This is a genomic window from Micromonospora echinospora, from assembly GCF_014203425.1.
GTDB classification, from domain to species: domain Bacteria; phylum Actinomycetota; class Actinomycetes; order Mycobacteriales; family Micromonosporaceae; genus Micromonospora; species Micromonospora echinospora_A.
Genome location: NZ_JACHJC010000001.1, coordinates 3,047,776 through 3,063,073 on the forward strand (window position 1 = coordinate 3,047,776; position 15,298 = coordinate 3,063,073).

At 74.0% G+C, this 15,298-nt stretch carries 19 protein-coding genes; 11 read left to right on the forward strand and 8 right to left on the reverse strand.

Features of this window, described 5'->3' with window-relative positions; genetic code table 11:
- Window positions 1–3 precede the first annotated feature (3 nt).
- The 3 genes from FHU28_RS14400 to FHU28_RS14410 are packed head-to-tail and all read left to right on the forward strand — an operon-like array spanning window position 4 to window position 2,634.
- Window positions 4–705, forward strand: a complete 702-nt coding sequence (locus tag FHU28_RS14400) for an SDR family oxidoreductase (protein ID WP_184684451.1) — start codon at window positions 4–6, stop codon at window positions 703–705.
- Window positions 702–1,661, forward strand: a complete 960-nt coding sequence (locus FHU28_RS14405; RefSeq protein WP_184684453.1) for a glycosyltransferase family 9 protein — start codon at window positions 702–704, stop codon at window positions 1,659–1,661. The genes FHU28_RS14400 and FHU28_RS14405 overlap by 4 nt, the downstream gene beginning before the upstream one ends.
- Entirely contained in the window at window positions 1,645–2,634 is a 990-nt protein-coding gene (locus FHU28_RS14410) for a DNA topoisomerase IB (RefSeq protein WP_184684454.1), read from the forward strand. Before FHU28_RS14405 ends, FHU28_RS14410 begins: the two co-directional genes overlap by 17 nt.
- Before the next feature lie 162 nt (window positions 2,635–2,796).
- On the opposite strand, the gene FHU28_RS14415 is transcribed toward FHU28_RS14410, so the two are convergent.
- From FHU28_RS14415 to FHU28_RS32665, 5 genes are all read right to left on the reverse strand, one after another.
- Window positions 2,797–3,852, reverse strand: a complete 1,056-nt coding sequence (locus FHU28_RS14415; RefSeq protein WP_184684455.1) for a helix-turn-helix domain-containing protein — start codon at window positions 3,850–3,852, stop codon at window positions 2,797–2,799.
- Between the two features lie 126 nt (window positions 3,853–3,978).
- Window positions 3,979–4,482: a hypothetical protein gene (locus tag FHU28_RS14420; protein WP_073827597.1), complete on the reverse strand. Its 504-nt coding sequence runs from the start codon at window positions 4,480–4,482 to the stop codon at window positions 3,979–3,981.
- A 63-nt stretch (window positions 4,483–4,545) separates the two neighbouring features.
- The gene (locus FHU28_RS14425) at window positions 4,546–6,177 is read right to left on the reverse strand and encodes a RecQ family ATP-dependent DNA helicase (protein ID WP_184684456.1); all 1,632 of its coding nucleotides are present in this window, start codon (window positions 6,175–6,177) and stop codon (window positions 4,546–4,548) included.
- Window positions 6,178–6,226: 49 nt separating this feature from the next.
- The gene (locus FHU28_RS14430) at window positions 6,227–7,177 is read right to left on the reverse strand and encodes a TIGR03557 family F420-dependent LLM class oxidoreductase (protein WP_184684457.1); all 951 of its coding nucleotides are present in this window, start codon (window positions 7,175–7,177) and stop codon (window positions 6,227–6,229) included.
- 86 nt (window positions 7,178–7,263) lie between these two features.
- Window positions 7,264–7,386, reverse strand: a complete 123-nt coding sequence (locus tag FHU28_RS32665; RefSeq protein WP_255358596.1) for a hypothetical protein — start codon at window positions 7,384–7,386, stop codon at window positions 7,264–7,266.
- A gap of 139 nt (window positions 7,387–7,525) precedes the next feature.
- Between FHU28_RS32665 and FHU28_RS14435 the strand changes: the two genes are divergently transcribed.
- On the forward strand, window positions 7,526–9,025 hold the full coding sequence (locus FHU28_RS14435; RefSeq protein ID WP_184684458.1) for a glycoside hydrolase family 3 protein: 1,500 nt from the start codon (window positions 7,526–7,528) through the stop codon (window positions 9,023–9,025).
- Window positions 9,026–9,070: 45 nt separating this feature from the next.
- On the opposite strand, the gene FHU28_RS14440 is transcribed toward FHU28_RS14435, so the two are convergent.
- On the reverse strand, window positions 9,071–9,358 hold the full coding sequence (locus FHU28_RS14440; RefSeq protein ID WP_184684459.1) for a GNAT family N-acetyltransferase: 288 nt from the start codon (window positions 9,356–9,358) through the stop codon (window positions 9,071–9,073).
- Entirely contained in the window at window positions 9,355–10,581 is a 1,227-nt protein-coding gene (locus FHU28_RS14445; RefSeq protein WP_184684461.1) for a cysteine desulfurase-like protein, read from the reverse strand. The genes FHU28_RS14440 and FHU28_RS14445 overlap by 4 nt, the downstream gene beginning before the upstream one ends.
- 102 nt (window positions 10,582–10,683) lie before the next feature.
- Here FHU28_RS14445 and FHU28_RS14450 point away from each other — a divergent pair, with 102 nt between their 5' ends.
- The 7 genes from FHU28_RS14450 (at window position 10,684) to FHU28_RS14480 (ending at window position 14,979) form a co-directional block, all read left to right on the forward strand.
- Window positions 10,684–11,043, forward strand: a complete 360-nt coding sequence (locus FHU28_RS14450; protein WP_184684463.1) for a hypothetical protein — start codon at window positions 10,684–10,686, stop codon at window positions 11,041–11,043.
- 65 nt (window positions 11,044–11,108) lie between these two features.
- Complete coding sequence (locus FHU28_RS14455; protein ID WP_184684466.1) at window positions 11,109–11,930, forward strand: DUF1206 domain-containing protein; 822 nt, start codon at window positions 11,109–11,111, stop codon at window positions 11,928–11,930.
- 78 nt (window positions 11,931–12,008) lie between these two features.
- On the forward strand, window positions 12,009–13,208 hold the full coding sequence (locus FHU28_RS14460) for a mechanosensitive ion channel family protein (protein ID WP_184684468.1): 1,200 nt from the start codon (window positions 12,009–12,011) through the stop codon (window positions 13,206–13,208).
- Between the two features lie 259 nt (window positions 13,209–13,467).
- On the forward strand, window positions 13,468–13,902 hold the full coding sequence (locus tag FHU28_RS14465) for a phage holin family protein (RefSeq protein ID WP_043325014.1): 435 nt from the start codon (window positions 13,468–13,470) through the stop codon (window positions 13,900–13,902).
- Window positions 13,899–14,240 (forward strand): DUF3618 domain-containing protein, encoded by a 342-nt coding sequence (locus tag FHU28_RS14470; RefSeq protein ID WP_116509788.1) that lies wholly within the window; start codon window positions 13,899–13,901, stop codon window positions 14,238–14,240. Before FHU28_RS14465 ends, FHU28_RS14470 begins: the two co-directional genes overlap by 4 nt.
- On the forward strand, window positions 14,237–14,509 hold the full coding sequence (locus tag FHU28_RS14475) for a DUF4235 domain-containing protein (protein ID WP_184684470.1): 273 nt from the start codon (window positions 14,237–14,239) through the stop codon (window positions 14,507–14,509). The genes FHU28_RS14470 and FHU28_RS14475 overlap by 4 nt, the downstream gene beginning before the upstream one ends.
- Before the next feature lie 266 nt (window positions 14,510–14,775).
- Window positions 14,776–14,979: a cold-shock protein gene (locus FHU28_RS14480; RefSeq protein ID WP_007075740.1), complete on the forward strand. Its 204-nt coding sequence runs from the start codon at window positions 14,776–14,778 to the stop codon at window positions 14,977–14,979.
- Window positions 14,980–15,073: 94 nt separating this feature from the next.
- On the opposite strand, the gene FHU28_RS14485 is transcribed toward FHU28_RS14480, so the two are convergent.
- Window positions 15,074–15,265, reverse strand: a complete 192-nt coding sequence (locus tag FHU28_RS14485) for a hypothetical protein (RefSeq protein ID WP_184684472.1) — start codon at window positions 15,263–15,265, stop codon at window positions 15,074–15,076.
- Window positions 15,266–15,298 lie beyond the last annotated feature (33 nt).

The window sequence follows — 15,298 nt, forward strand, 5'->3', positions numbered from 1 at the left end:
GGCATGAGCGCCCCCGCTCCCGGAGCCGGGCCCGCGGTCCTGGTCACCGGCGGGTCGAGCGGGCTCGGCGCGGCGGTGGTCGCCGCGGTGGCCCGCTCAGGTGGACGCCCGCTGGTGCTGGACCGGCAGCGTCCCGCCGACGGGGTGCCCTGGGCCGAGTGCGACCTGGCCGACACCCGCGCCGCCGAGGCCGCCACCCGCGATCTCGCGGAACGCTCCGGCGGGCTGGACGCCGTGGTCACCGCCGCCGGCATGGACGTGCCGGGGAAGCTGGCCGACATCCCGGCGGAGACCTGGGAACGGATCGTCACTGTGGACCTGCTCGCCACGGCCGCGGTGATCCGGGCCGCGCTGCCCTGGCTGGAGGCGTCCCGCGGCAACATCGTCACGGTGGCCTCGACGCTGGGCGTGAAGGCGGTGAGCGACGCGACGGCGTACTGCGCGGCGAAGTTCGGGGTGGTGGGCTTCACCCGGGCGCTCGCCGCCGAACTGGCCGGCGCGGTCGGCGTGACGCTGCTGATCCCGGGCGGCATGCGCACCGCGTTCTTCGACGAGCGGGACGCGCAGTACCGCCCCGGCCCGGACGCGGTGCTCAACGAGCCGTCCGACACCGCCGCCGCGGTCATGTTCGCGCTGTCCCAGCCGGCCGGTTGCGCGGTACGCGAGATGGTGGTCTGCGCCGCGCAGGAGTCCTCGTACCCGTGATCCTGGTGCTGCGGGCGCTCGGCGTCGGCGACCTGGTCACCGCCGTGCCGGCGCTGCGCGGCCTGCGCGCCGGCCTGCCGGGCCGGGAACTGGTGCTCGCCGCCCCGGACTGGCTGGCGCCGCTGGCGCAGCTGACCGGGGCGGTCGACCGGGTCCTGCCCACCACCGGGCCGGACCGGATCGGGTGGACCGGGCCAGCGCCGGAGGTGGCTGTCAACCTGCACGGGCGGGGGCCGCAGTCGCACCGGGCGCTGGCCGCTGTCCGGCCCGCCCGGACGCTCGCCTACCGCAATCCGGCGGCCGGTCATCCGGACGGCCCGGCCTGGGACGACGACGAGCACGAGGTCCGCCGCTGGTGCCGGCTGCTGCACGCGTACGGCCTGCCGGCCGACCCGGGAGACCTGGCGCTGCGCCGCCCGGCGGCGGTCGGCGTACCGGCCGGGGTGACGCTGCTGCACCCGGGCGGCAAGATTCCGGCGAAGCGCTGGCCGGCGGAGCGGTTCGCCGGGCTGGCCCGGGAGCTGACCGCGCGGGGCCACCGGGTGGCGGTCACCGGGTCGGCCGGCGAGCGGGAGCTGGCCGAGCGGGTCGCCCGCGACGGCGGGTTGCCGCCGGAGGCGGTGCTGGCCGGCCGGACCGGGCTGGCCGAGCTGGCCGCGCTCGTCGCGGGCGCACGGCTGGTGGTCAGCGGGGACACCGGCGTGGCGCACCTCGCCACCGGTTACGGCACCGCCTCCGTGGTGCTGTTCGGGCCGGTGCCGGCAGCGCACTGGGGTCCACCGGCGGACCGGCCCCGGCACCGCGCGCTGGGTGCGATCGAGCCCACCCCCGTCAACCGGGATTCGACCGGGTCACGCGGGGTAGGAACCCACCCGACGTTGGATGCCATCGGGATCGACGAGGTGGTGGCTGCGGTGGCCGCTGTGGAACGGGTCTCCGGTGCGGTTGCGGCGTAGCGATCCGGGCCGGCCGGGGTACGCGCGCCGGCGGCGTGGCAAGGGCTGGCTGTTCCTCGACCCGGCCGGCGAGCCGGTGCGCGACGCCGGAGAGCTGGCCCGGCTGCGGGAGCTGGTCATCCCGCCGGCCTGGCAGGACGTGTGGATCTCGCCGTACCCGCACGGCCACATCCAGGCCACCGGCATCGACGCGGCGGGCCGCAAGCAGTACCTCTACCACCCGCACTGGCGGCGCAAGCGCGACGAGGCGAAGTTCGACCACGTGCTGGAGGTGGCGCACCGGCTGCCCGCGCTGCGGGACCGGGTCACGCACGACCTGACGCTGCGCGGCCTGCGCCGGGAGCGGGTGCTGGCCACCGTCGCCCGGCTGCTCGACATGGGCGCCTTCCGGGTCGGCAGCGACCAGTACGCCACCGGCGACGACCCGACCTTCGGGGTGGCCACGCTGCGCCCCGAGCACACCCGCTCCCGGGGCGGGTGCGTGGTCCTCGAGTTCCCCGCCAAGGGCGGCATCGAGCAGGTCCGCCGGATCGAGGACGCGGAGCTGTGCCGGGTGCTGCTCAACCTGCGCCGGCGACGGCGGGCCCAGGAGCGGCTGTTCGGCTACTGGGACGGCCGGGCCTGGCGCGACGTGCGCAGCGACGAGGTGAACGACTACCTGCGCGACGCCAGCGGCGGGGAGATGACCGCGAAGGACTTCCGCACCTGGCACGCCACCGTGCTGGCCGCGGCCGAGCTGGCCACTGTGGGCCCGCAGCGCTCCGCCACCGCCCGCAGGCGCGCGGTGGCGGGGGTGATGCGCTCGGTGGCCGAACTGCTCGGCAACACCCCGACGGTGGCGCGGGCCTCCTACGTGGATCCACGGGTGGTGGACCTCTACCACGACGGGGTGCTGGCGCCGGTGCAGCCGGAGATGCCGCGGGAGGCGGTGGAGAAGTCCGTGCTGGCGCTGCTGGAGGAGGAGGCCGGCTGACCGCTGACCGGCCCCGTCGGTCCTGGGGGGAAGCGCGACGGGGCCGGAAACCTCGGCGGGCGCGGATGCGGGAGACCGCCGACTGGCGGCCGCCCGCGGCCGGGCCGCCGCGGACGCCACGCCACGGCCCCCGTTACCCGTGGGCTGCCGCCATGAGCGGTGTCAGCCCTGTTTCAAGTATGTCCGCGCCGAGTTGACTGCGGATGCCGTGGTGTTGACGATCCGTGCCGGTTCCAGGTGACGGGTCCGGTATGCCTGCGGCGTCTCCGCGTGCGCGTTCCGGAACGCGCGGCTGAAGTGGGCCTTGTCCCGGAAACCCCAGCGGGCGGCGATGAGCTGGATCGAGCGGTCGCTCAGGCCCGGGTCGGCGAGGTCGCGGCGGCACCGGGCCAGCCGCTCGTCACGGATGTACGCCGCGACAGTGGTCTCCTCGTCCTCGAAGAGCCGGTGCAGCGAGCGCACCGAGATGTGGTGCGCGTCGGCGATCCGGCCCGGGTCCAGCGTGGCGTCGCCGAGGTGCTGCTCCACGTACGAGCGCACCTGGGCGAGCAGGGCGCGCCGCCGGATCTCGGTGGGGACCGCCTCCTCGGAGACCAGGTTGCGGCCGAGCAGCGTGGCGACCAGGTCCAGGCCGATCCCGCCCAGCTGCTCGGCGTCGGCCGCGTGGTACTGCTCGGGGTGACCGGTGACCCGGATGAGGAAGTCGGCGAGCAGGCCGCCGACGCCCTCGGAGCCGGACATCCGCCCGGCGAACAGGGGAGCGAGGCGGCGGCGCGGCAGCGGCAGCGCGTCGTACGGCATCAGGGCCACGATCGAGCGGGCGTACGCGGGCCCGGCCGGGTCGGCGTGGTGGCTGACCTCGTGCGGGCGGGAACAGTCGTAGAACGTCAGGTCGCCGGGGCGGCAGCGGGCCCGCTGCCCCGCCTGGTCGGCCTGGCTGGTCCCGGTGAGCGTGAGCGCGAGCAGGTAGTAGTCCGGGTCGGAGCGCTGGATCAGTTTCGAGGTGCGGACGCAGTCCACCGACGGGTAGCGGTAGCGGATGAGCCGCATCCGGCCCAGCTCGATGAACTCGGCCCGGGCGACGAAGTCGTGGGCGTGCGCGCTGTGCACCCGCAGCGGCGTCGGGCTGCTGGCCATCATGTCCAGCCACGTGCCGAAGCGCTCCCGTGGTGGCAGAACTTCCGTGTCGAGCACCTGCCGGCGCAGCTTGCCGTCCATCAACCGACCCCCGTCGTTTTGTCACACCTGTTAAAACCAGGACGCCCCACGGGGCCGGAAAGCGACACCCGTGGGGCAGTGACGTCCGTCATTGACGGACAGGGGAGCCTTCTGTTAGCAGTCCGTTCAGTCGTTCAGCACCTGGGCCAGCCGGTCGCGGAACCGGCGCTCGGAGTCGGTCACCGTGTCGCCGCCGAGGCCCAGGAGGCCGCCGCTGGACGCCGCGCCCACCACCTGCTCGGCGATGTCCACCAGCCAGTGCCGGTACGCCCCGGCCTGGCCCTCGTCCACCCGGGCGGCGAGCAGGGCGGCGGCCTGACCGGCCCGGGCCAGCACGTCCTCGATCATCGCCTTCGGGTCCTGCGGCGTGAGCACCGGAAGCTCCGCGCCGGTCTCCGGGTCGCCGACCCGGGACACGATCTCGCCGGCCACCGCGGCGACGAGAGGGCTCGCCGACTCGCGGCCGGCGGCGATGGTCTCCAGCCCGGCGGCGTTCTCGGCCATGGTGCGGCGGGTGCCGTCGGACTCGGCGGCGGCCGCCGCGGTGAGCACCGACTGCGGCAGTCCCACCAGCAGCCCCCACTCCTCGTCGGAGACACCGAACCGGGTGTACGCCGGCTGCTCGATCACGATCAGGCCCCTTTCGCCGTGGTCGTCGTTGTCGACGGGCGCCGCCGCGGCGCCCGGGTCAGGCTAGTCGAGTTCCAGCAGTCCCTGTTCGGACACCACGGGCACGGAGAGCGTCTTGTAACCGACCTCGTCGAAGAGCACCGTCATCCGGTCCTCCTCGTAGCTGAGCACCAGGCCGGCGCCCCACTCCGGGTGGCGTACCTGGCTGTGCACGGGGAACGGCCCGACCGCGCCGTCGGCGGCCACGCTGGTGCCGGCGTGGCAGTTGTCGCAGTGCCCGCAGACCTTCTGCATCTGCTCGCCGAAGTACGCCAGCAGGGCCTGGCCGCGGCAGCCGGTGGTCTCGGCGAAGGCGCGCATCATGTCGGTACGCGAGCGGGTCACTGTCTGCTGCCGTTCCGCCTCGGCGAGCGCCGCGCGGCCCGACTCGGCGGCCTCGGGCGCGTACCGGGGCGCGCCGATGCGCTGCCCGGCCCGCGGCTCGGCGGCGCCGATCTGCTCCAGCAGGGACAGGTACTGGCCCAGCTTGCGCGGACCGAGGCCGGTCAGCTCGCGCAGCTCCTTGCGGTTGCGGGCCTTGCCGCGCAGCACCGCGGCCAGTTCGGCCAGTTCCTTTTCGTCCGGCAGTCCGCCGCTGAAGTAGCGCTGCAGGCCGACGTCCTCGGCGCGCCACAGCAGCAGCACCCGGGCCGGCGCCCCGTCGCGCCCGGCGCGGCCGATCTCCTGGAAGTAGCTGTCCGGCGAGTCGGGCAGCGCCATGTGCGCCACCCAGGCGATGTTCGGCTTGTCGATGCCCATGCCGAACGCCGACGTGGCCACCATGATCGGCACCCGGTCGGCGAGGAACGCCTCGTGCAGCTCGTGCCGGGCCGCCGTGGGCATGCCGCCGTGGTAGAACTCGGCCGGGAAACCGGCGCCGGTGAGCCGCTCGGACAGCTCCTCGGCCGCCCGGCGGGTCGGCACGTAGATGATGCCGGGCCGCTCGTCGTCGCGCAGCAACGCGATCAGCCGCCGCCACCGGTAGTCGTCGGTGGGGCAGTGGGCCACCTCCAGGAAGAGGTTCGGCCGGTCCAGCCCGGAGACCACCACCTCGGGCTCGCGCAGCCGCAGCCGGGCGATGATGTCGTCGCGTACCGGCGGGGAGGCGGTGGCGGTGAGCGCCACCACCGGCGGGCGGCCCAGGCCGTCGATCAGGTGGCCCAGCGCCAGGTAGTCCGGCCGGAAGTCGTGGCCCCAGGCGGAGATGCAGTGCGCCTCGTCGATCGCCACCAGCGCCGGCTTCAGCTCACGGACCTCGGCGAGCCGGTCCGGGTTGCTCAGCGCCTCCGGCGTGATGAACAGGAACTCCGCGCGCCCGGCCCGGATGTCCTCGATCGCCTCGGCCTGCTGGGCGGCGCTCTCGTCCGAGCTGATCCGCACCGCGCGCAGCTCCGGACGCTGCCGCTCGTTGAGCGCGGCGATCTGGTCCTGCTGCAACGCCAGCAGCGGGGAGATCACCACCGTCGGGCCCGGGATCAGGCTGGCCGGGATCTGGTAGATCGCCGACTTGCCGGCGCCGGTGGGCAGCACCACCAGGGCGTCGCGGCGCTTCATGACGGCACGCATGGCGGCGAGCTGGTTGGGCCGCAGCGCGGTCCAGCCGAACAGGTTCCGCGCCGCCCGGCGCAGGCTGGAGGAGTGCGTCGTCAGTTTCATCAAGCGCCTCAGCTACCCCCGGCGATCCCGCGCGAAACCGTTCGCCCTCTCACCGCAGCCGGGGCAGGACCTCGTGCCGGTACAGGTCGAACAGGCCCTGCCAGTGCGGGCCGGTGTTCGCCACGTACACCTCGTCGAAGCCGGCCTTGGCGTACCTGTCGATCATCTCCAGGTGAGCGTCGGCGTCCCGGCCGCAGACGAACGCCTCCCGCACCTGCTCCGGCGAGACCAGCTCGGCGGCCTGCTCGAAGTGCCGGGGGGAGGGGAGCACCTGGGACAGCTCGCCGGGCACGCCCGCGTTGGGCCAGCGCTCGTACGCGATCCGCGCGCCCTCGTCGGCGCTGTCGGCGTACGCGGCCTTGAACCCGCCCTGGCACGGCTTGTCACCGCCGCCGGCCTCGCGGAACCGGCGCACCATGTCGGCGTCGGGCATGGTGCTGACGTAGCCGTCGCCGATCCGGCCGGCCAGCTCGATCGACTTGGGGCCGAACCCGGAGACGTAGATCGGCGGGGGCGTGTCCGGCCGGGTGTAGATCCGGGCGTGCTCCACTGTGTAGTGCTTGCCGTGGTGGTTGACGAACTCGCCGCGCCACAGCTCGCGGATCACCTCCACCGCTTCCTCCAGCATCTCCAGCCGCACGTCGGTCTGCGGCCAGGCGTCGCCGAAGATGTGCTCGTTGAGCGCCTCGCCGGTGCCCACCCCGAGTACGAAGCGGCCCTCGTGCAGCACCGCGCTGGTGGCTGCCGCCTGCGCGATCACCGCCGGGTGGATGCGCATGGTCGGGCAGGTGACGGCGGTGGTCACTGGTAGCCGGCAGACCTGGCTGAGCGCGCCGATGGTGGACCAGACGAACGGGCTCTGGCCCTGCGCGTCGACCCACGGGTGGTAGTGGTCGGAGATCCACAGTGCCTCGAAGCCGGCCTGCTCGGCGCCGCGCGCCTGGGCCAGCAGCTCCGCCGGGGTGTACTCCTCGCTGGACAGGAAGTAGCCGATCTTCATGGTGGGTGCCCTCTCCGCCCTGTCCGGACGTCCGGACAGGGCAAGCCCTACCCCCGGCGGCGGGCTCCAACCCGGCCGGCGTGGGCTCAGCGGCGGAACATGGCCCGGATCGCGATCAGCAGGAACAGGCCGCCGACGATCAGGCCGAGCAGGCGTACGCCGGGGATGTCGGCGGCGCTCGTGGCGTCGGCGAGCGGCAGGGCGGACATGTGGGAACTCTCCCACGGGTGGTCGCGGGGCGCCAGCGGCTAACAGTAAGGATTGTTGACTATTTAGCTGGGCGGTGTGACCATGGCAGCACCCGCCGGCCCCGGCGGGTCCGTGGGGGAGACGGGGGTACGACAGCACATGAGCGAGCGGACCGAGGGATCGACCGGAGACCTGGCGGCGCTCGCCGCCGCCGTCCTGCAACCGGGGTTCGTCGGCACCACGCCGCCGCCGTGGGTGTGCCGCTGGCTCGGCGAAGGACTCGGCTCGGTCGTCCTGTTCGCCCGCAACGTCGTCGACCACGAGCAGGTCGCCACGCTCACCGCGACCCTGCGCGCCGAACGGCCGGACGTCATCGTCGCGATCGACGAGGAAGCCGGCGACGTCACCCGGATCGAGTCCGCCCGGGGCAGCTCGCGGCCCGGCAACTACGCGCTCGGCGCGGTCGACGACCCGGCGCTGACCGAGGAGGTCGCCCGGGACCTCGGCGCCGAACTGGCAGCCGTCGGCGTCACGCTCAACTACGCCCCGGACGCCGACGTCAACTCCAACCCGGCCAACCCCGTCATCGGGGTACGCGCGTTCGGCGCCGACCCGGACCTGGTCGCCCGGCACACCGCCGCCTGGGTACGCGGCCTGCAGTCCGGCGGCGTCGCCGCGTGCGCCAAGCACTTCCCCGGGCACGGCGACACCCGGGTCGACTCGCACCACGACCTGCCCCGCATCGGCGGCGACCGGGCCCGCCTCGACGCGGTCGAGCTGGCCCCGTTCCGGGCCGCTGTGGCAGCCGGGGCGCAGGCGGTGATGACCGGCCACCTGCTGGTGCCGGCGCTGGACCCGGAGCTGCCCGCCACGCTCAGCCCGCTCGTGCTGGGCGGCCTGCTGCGCGAGGAGATGGGCTTCGGCGGCGTGGTGGTCACCGACGCGGTGGAGATGCGGGCGGTGTCCGACCGGTACGGCTTCACCGGCGCGGCGGTGCGCGCGCTCGTCGCCGGCGCCGACGCGATCTGCGTCGGCGGGGAACGGGCCACCGAGGCTGACGCCCGCGAGCTGCGCGACGCGATCGTCGCCGCGGTGATCAGCGGGGAGCTGCCCGAGGAACGGCTCGCCGAGGCGGCCAAGCGCGTCGGTCAGCTCGCCGCCTGGAGCGTCGCCGCCCGCGCCCGCCGGGTCGCCGGCACGCCACCGGCCGACGGCTCACCGATCGGGCTGGCCGCCGCCCGCCGGGCGGTACGGGTCAGCGGCGACGCCGCGCTGCTGCCGCTGGCCGGGCCGGCGCACGTGGTGGAGTTCGCGCCGCCGCGCAACATCGCCATCGGCGAGGAGACGCCGTGGGGGATCGCCGCGCCCCTGGCCCACCTCGTCCCGGGCACCACCACCGCCCGCTACGCCGCCGACGCCGTACCGGCCGACCCGGGCGACGTGCCCGCCGGACGGCCGCTCGTACTCGTGGTGCGCGACCTGCACCGGCACGACTGGATGCGGGACGCGGTGCGCCGGGCGCTCGCCGCGCGCCCGGACGCGGTGGTCGTCGAACTGGGCGTGCCCGAGCTGGTCACCGGCGCGGTGCACCTGGCCACCCACGGCGCCACCGCCGCCGCGGCGAGGGCCGCAGCCGAAGTGCTCACCGGCGCCCGCTGACTCCCGGGCCGGCCGGGTGGGGAGGTCCCCCGGCCGTCCCGGGCCTCACGCCGGGTCGACCACCAGGTCGGCGTACTCGGGGTGACGCTTGACGAACGCGGCCACGAAGGGGCACCTCGGCACGATCCGGTCGCCCCGGGCGCGAACCTCGTCCAGCGCGCCCCGGACCAGCGCCGCGCCGACGCCCTGACCCTGGAACCGGTTGTCGACCTCGGTGTGGGTGAAGACCAGCACCCCGTCGCCGGGGGTGTACGCGGCGAACCCGGCCAGCGCGTCGTCCACCAGGATCTCGAAGCGCCGCTTGGCGGGGTTGTCCTCGACCTGAAAGCTCACCGGGCCATTCTCCCTCCGGGGCCGGCCAGCCGGTCCAGTTCGACCAGCAGCCGGTCCACCTCCTCGACGGTGTTGTAGTGGTAGACGCTGGCCCGGACCGCGCCGCCGTCCGCGCGCAGGCCCGTGGTGCGGAAGTACTCGTAGGCGTAGTAGTCGCCGTGCGACAGGCACAGGCCCGCCTCGCCCAACGCCGCCGCCGTCTCGGCCGGGGACCGGCCGGCCACCCGGAACGACACCGTCGGGCAGCGCCGGGCCGGCGTCCCGTAGACGGTCACGAACGACCGGCCGGTCAGCCCGGCGAGCAGCCGGTCGAAGACCGCCTCCTCGTGCGCCTGCGCGGCGGCCAGCCCGGCGCGTACCCGCTCCCGGCGGTCGCCGGTCGCGGACGGATCCAGGCCGGCCAGGTGGTCCACCGCGGCGGTCACCCCGGCCAGCAGCGGGAAGCTCGGCGTGCCGTACTCGAACCGGTCCGGGACCGCGTCGGCGGAGGGGATCAGCTTCGCCGGGCGCAGCTGCCCCCACCGCGCCGGGTCGGCGGCCATCGCCGCCAGGTGCGGCCCGGACCACTTGTACGCGCTGGTCACCAGGAAGTCCGCGCCGAGCGTGGCCAGGTCGGTAGGGCCGTGCGGCACCGAGTGCACGCCGTCGACGCAGACCAGCGCGCCGGCCGCGTGCGCGGTCTTGGCGATCGCCGCCACGTCCGGCACCGTGCCGATCGCGTTGCTGCCGGCGGTCACCGCGACCAGCCGGGTGCGCTCGGTGACCAGGTCGGCGTACTGGCCGGTGGGCAGGTCGCCGGTCACCGGGTCGAACTCGGCCCAGCGCACCGTGGCGCCGGCCGCCTCGGCGGCCTGCACCCAGGGCCGGACGTTCGCGTCGTGGTCCAGCCGGGAGACCACCACCTCGTCGCCCGGCCGCCAGCCGGCGCCGAGCGTCCGCGCCAGGGTGTACGTCAGCGCGGTGGCGCTCGGACCGAGCACCACACCCGACGGCTGCGCACCGAGCAGGTCGGCGACCGCGGCCCGCGCCCCGGCGACCAGCTCCAGGGCCCGGCGGCCGGGCACGAAGGCCGTGCTGCGGTTGCCGGTGGCGGCGCGCATGGCGCCGGTCACCGCCTCGATCACGCCGGCGGCGGTCTGGGTGCCCCCGGCACCGTCGAAGTGGACGAAGCCCTCGCCCAGAGCGGGGTAGGCGGCCCGGACCCGGGCGACGTCGAAAGCCATTCCGGCACCCTAGCGCGCACCCCGCCAGACACCGCCCGGCGTGGCTGTCGCGGGCCCGGGGGCGCGACGGCACGGTGGCGCATGCCGCCTATCCTTGGACGGGTGACGATCCGACGCGCCACCTCCGCCCCCGCCCGCCGTGCCGCCGGTCTGCTCGCCGGGCTCGCGCTCGGCGCCGCACTGCTCGCCGGATGCAGCTCCGAGGGTGCCGAGACCGACTGCGGTCTCGACGCCTGCACGATCACCTTCGACCGCGGCGTGGAGGCCAGCGCCCGCATCCTCGGCGTCGAGGCGAAGCTGGTCAGCGCCGAGGGCGAGCAGGTCACCGTCGAGGTCGCCGGGGAACAGCTCTCCCTGACCGTCGGCCAGCAGGCCACCGAGGTCGCCGGCTTCCAGGTCAGCCTGGACAGCGTCACCGACCAGCAGGTGGTGCTGCGGGTCGCCCGCGACCTCAACGGCTGATCCGTTTCGGCCGCTCCCGGCGGGGGAGACGTTTGGAAAATCGCCCGCCGGGAGATTGAGTGCTCATGTCTCTCACCCGGAATGCCGGAGCCACCGCCTCCCAGGCTCGAAACAGCCGGTGGCTCGAACTGTTGACCCGTGCCGGATTCATCGGATACGGGGTGGTGCACCTCCTCTTCGCCTGGCTGGCGCTGCAGATCGCCTTCGGCAACTCGGGCGAGGAGGGAAACCAGAACGGCGCGCTGCGCACCCTCGGTGAACAGCCGCTCGGGAAGTTCCTCCTGATCGCCGTCGCGGTCGGCCTGTTCGCCATGGCGATCTGGCAGGCCTTCGAAGCGATCTCCGGCCACGTCTCCAAGACCGGCAAGGAACGACTGTTCGAACGGATCGCCTCGGCGGCCCGGGTCGTCGTCTTCGTCTGGCTGGGCTGGACCGCGATCCAGGTCTTCCAGGACGCCAGCTCCAACGCCTCGGACCAGCAGCAGCAGCTCTCCGAGAAGCTGATGGCCTCCGACGGCGGCCGGTGGCTGGTCGGGCTGGCCGGCCTGGCGCTCGCCGCGCTCGGCGTCGGCATGGTGATCTACGGCCTGAAGAAGAAGTTCGAGCGCAACCTGAAGACCGGCGAGATGAGCCCCAAGACCCGCCAGCTCACCCGCCGCCTCGGCATGGCCGGGTACGCCGCCCGTGGTGGCGTGTTCGCCATCGCCGGCCTGCTGGTCGTCGTCGCCGCGGTGAACTACGACCCGGAGAAGGCGCGCGGCCTGGATGCCGCCCTGCGGACGCTGCGCGACCAGTCGTACGGGCCGTGGCTGCTGGCGCTCATGGCGCTCGGCATCGCCGCGTTCGGCGTCTACTGCTTCTTCCAGTCCCGGTACCGCAAGGTCTGATCCTGGTCGATACCCGGGCCGCCGGGCACCATTGGGCCTTTGCGCCCGATTCCGCCCGGTCGGAGGGAGAGAGAGTTAGTGCAGAGTTACGTCGTGACCATCGCCGCCGCGCTTGCCGCGGCGGCGATCGCGTTGGTGCTGGCCCAGGTGGTGCACCGGGTCACCCGCCGGCTCGGGCGCCGCTCGCTGCTGATGACCGAGCTGACCGAGCACTCGCACCGCGCGTTCCAGGTGGCCGCCACTGTGGTCGCGGTGCAGATCGCGGTGCGGTTCACCACCCTGTACGCGGTCGGCAGCCCGTGGCGGCAGTTCGTCCTGCACACGCTCGTGCTGGCGATGATCGCCGCCACCGCCTGGCTGGTGGCCTCGCTGCTGGTGGTGGCGGAGGACACCGCGCTGGCCCGGTTCCGGGTGGACGTGCCGAACAACAGGCACGCGCGCCGGGTGCGTACCCAGGTGGTGCTGCTGCGCCGGCTGACCATCGCGGTGATCGTGATTCTCACCGTCGGCGTCATGCTGATGACGTTCCCGGCCGTACGTGGCGTCGGCGCCGGTGTGCTGACCTCCGCCGGTGTGATCGCCGCGGTCGCCGCGCTGGCCGCGCAGAGCCTGCTCGGCAACGTCTTCGCCGGTCTCCAGCTCGCGTTCAGCGACGCGGTGCGGCTCGACGACGTGGTGGTGGTCGAGGGGGAGTGGGGCCGGATCGAGGAGCTGACGCTCAGCTACGTGGTGGTGCAGATCTGGGACGACCGCCGGCTGATCCTGCCCACCTCGTACTTCACCAGCCGGCCGTTCCAGAACTGGACCCGCACCGAGGCGGCGGTGCTCGGCACCGCCGAGTTCGAGCTGGACTGGGCCATCCCGGTGCAGGCGATGCGGGAGGAGCTGCGCCGCCTGTGCGAGGGCACCGAGCTGTGGGACGGGCGGGTCTGCGTGCTCCAGGTGACCGACGCCACCGGCGGCATGGTCAAGGTCCGCGCGCTGGTCAGCGCCGCCGACGCGGGCAGCCTGTGGGACCTGCGCTGCCTGGTCCGCGAGCACCTGGTGACCTGGGTACGCGACCAGCGCCCGACCGCCCTGCCCCGGCTGCGCGCCGAGGTGGGCGACGCCGCCGGCCCGCTGCCCTGGCAGGCGGCGCAGCCGCGCCGCCCGGTCCGCCGCCCGGCCGGCACCGAGGCGCCCGACGACGCGCGGGTCTTCGGCGGCAGCGACGACGGCGAGGCCCGCAGCGAGGTGTTCGTGGGCAGCCGGGAGGAGCACGCCGAGGCGCGTCGCTGACCCGCGTACCCCGATCGGAGCCCTCGGCCGCCCACCGGCGCCGAGGGCTCCGCGCGTGCGGAGGGGGAGCTTTCGGGGACTTTCGGGCCGGACGGGTTTGCCCGGCCCGTTGCGGGGGACGTGGTGCGCACGCCCCGGATCCGGTGCTCGCGGCACCCGGGCTCCGGCGGCGCGCGGCCGGGCGGACCGGCCGCGCCGCGCAGGATTGACGGGCGGCGACTCCGGGCATACAGCGCGGTGATGACGAAAGGAGGACAGCATGGCTGACGTCGCGAGTCGCAGCACGTCCCGGACCGGGAACGAGCCGTCCACCGCGGAACTGGTCCAGCGCGCCACCGAGCAGGTCACCCGTCTGGTACGGGACGAGCTGGCGCTGGCCCGCGCGGAACTGACCCAGAAGGGCAAGCACGCCGGGATCGGAATCGGTCTGTTCGGCGGCGGCGGGGTGATGGCGCTCTACGGCGCCGGTGCCCTGGTCGCCACAGTGATCCTGCTGCTGGCGCTGGTCATGCCGGCGTGGCTGGCGGCCCTGATCGTGGCGGTGGCGTTGTTCCTGCTCGCCGGGATCCTGGCGCTGGTGGGCAAGAAGCAGGTCAGCCGTGCCGTCCCGCCGGTGCCCGAGGCGGCCGTCCGCAGCGTGCGGGCGGACGTCGACACGGTCACCGCCGCGGTGAAGGACGGGAGACGGGCATGACCGGCAACGGAACCGGGGACGTGGCGGCGCTCCGGGAGGAGATCCGCCGGACCCGGGTGGAACTCGGTGAGACGGTGGAGCTGCTCGCGGCCAGGGCCGACCCGAAGGCGCTGGTGCGGCACTCCGCCGAGCAGGCGAAGGCGCGGATGCGCGAGCAGGCGTCGCTGACCGCGGCCCGGGTGCGCGGTCGCGCGGCGGAGCGGGCCCGGCTGGTCCGGGCGCAGGCGTACGAGAAGGGTGAGGCGGTCGGGCGCAATCCGTTGCCGTGGGCGGCCATCGCGGCCGGTGCCCTGGTGACAGTGGTGGTGCTGGCCATCGTCCGAGGGAGGCGCAGGTGAGCGGGAAGATCGGCAAGGCGGCGTACAAGCCGGTGGGGGTGCTGCTCGGCCTGGCCGCCGGTACCGTCGCCGGTATGATCTTCCGCCAGGTCTGGAAGTTGACGGCGGGCGACGGCGAGGCGCCGAACGCCACCGACGAGGACCGCCGCTGGGGCGAGGTGCTCGCCGCCGCGGCACTTCAGGGGGCGATCTTCTCGGCGGTGCGGGCCGCCGTCGACAGGGGTGGAGCGGTCGGCGTACGCCGGCTCACCGGTCGCTGGCCGGACTGAGAAAAAGGCCGGAAAGGCCCCTTTCCCGAGCGCGGGGAAGGGGCCTTTCGCATGGCTCCGGCGCGACCTTCAGGTCACATGTCGGAGAATTTCGTCGGCTAGGCTGTGCGAAGTTTTTGCGTACGTGGTTTGCTTTCTCACGCTGTTGCGAGACGCGTGGGTTGAGCGAAGTCTCCGGTACTGGGGGCTGTCTCAGGCGCCGCTGCTCGAAAACGGCCAATCGGCCGCACGGCGTGCTCGGCCGCCAGTTTTAGAAGGAGATAGACATGGCGCAGGGAACCGTGAAGTGGTTCAACGCTGACAAGGGCTTCGGCTTCATCACCGTCGACGGCGGGGGTGCTGACGTGTTCGTCCACTTCTCGGCCATCCAGACCAGCGGCTACCGCACGCTGGAGGAGAACCAGCGGGTGGAGTTCGAGATCGCCCAGGGTCAGAAGGGTCCGCAGGCCGAGCAGGTCCGCCCCATCTGAGCTGACGCAGCGCCGGCCACGCCGGCTGGAGCGTCGTGAAGCCCCGCGTCCCGCACGGGAGGCGGGGCTTCGCCGTGCCCGGCGTGCGCCCGCCTCAGCGACGTCGGGCCCGCATGCCCCACCACAGCCCGGCGAGTCCGATCAGGATCAGCGCCACGCCGACGTACACCCAGCTCCGCTCGTCGCTCAGGACGCTGCCCTCGACGTACCCGAGCCCGAGCACCGTCCACAGCGCGCCCAGCACCACGGCGAGCAGCCCCAGGGTGAGCCGGAACCAACCCCTCATCGTTCCCCCTCCGACGACAGTTCCGCTCCAGCA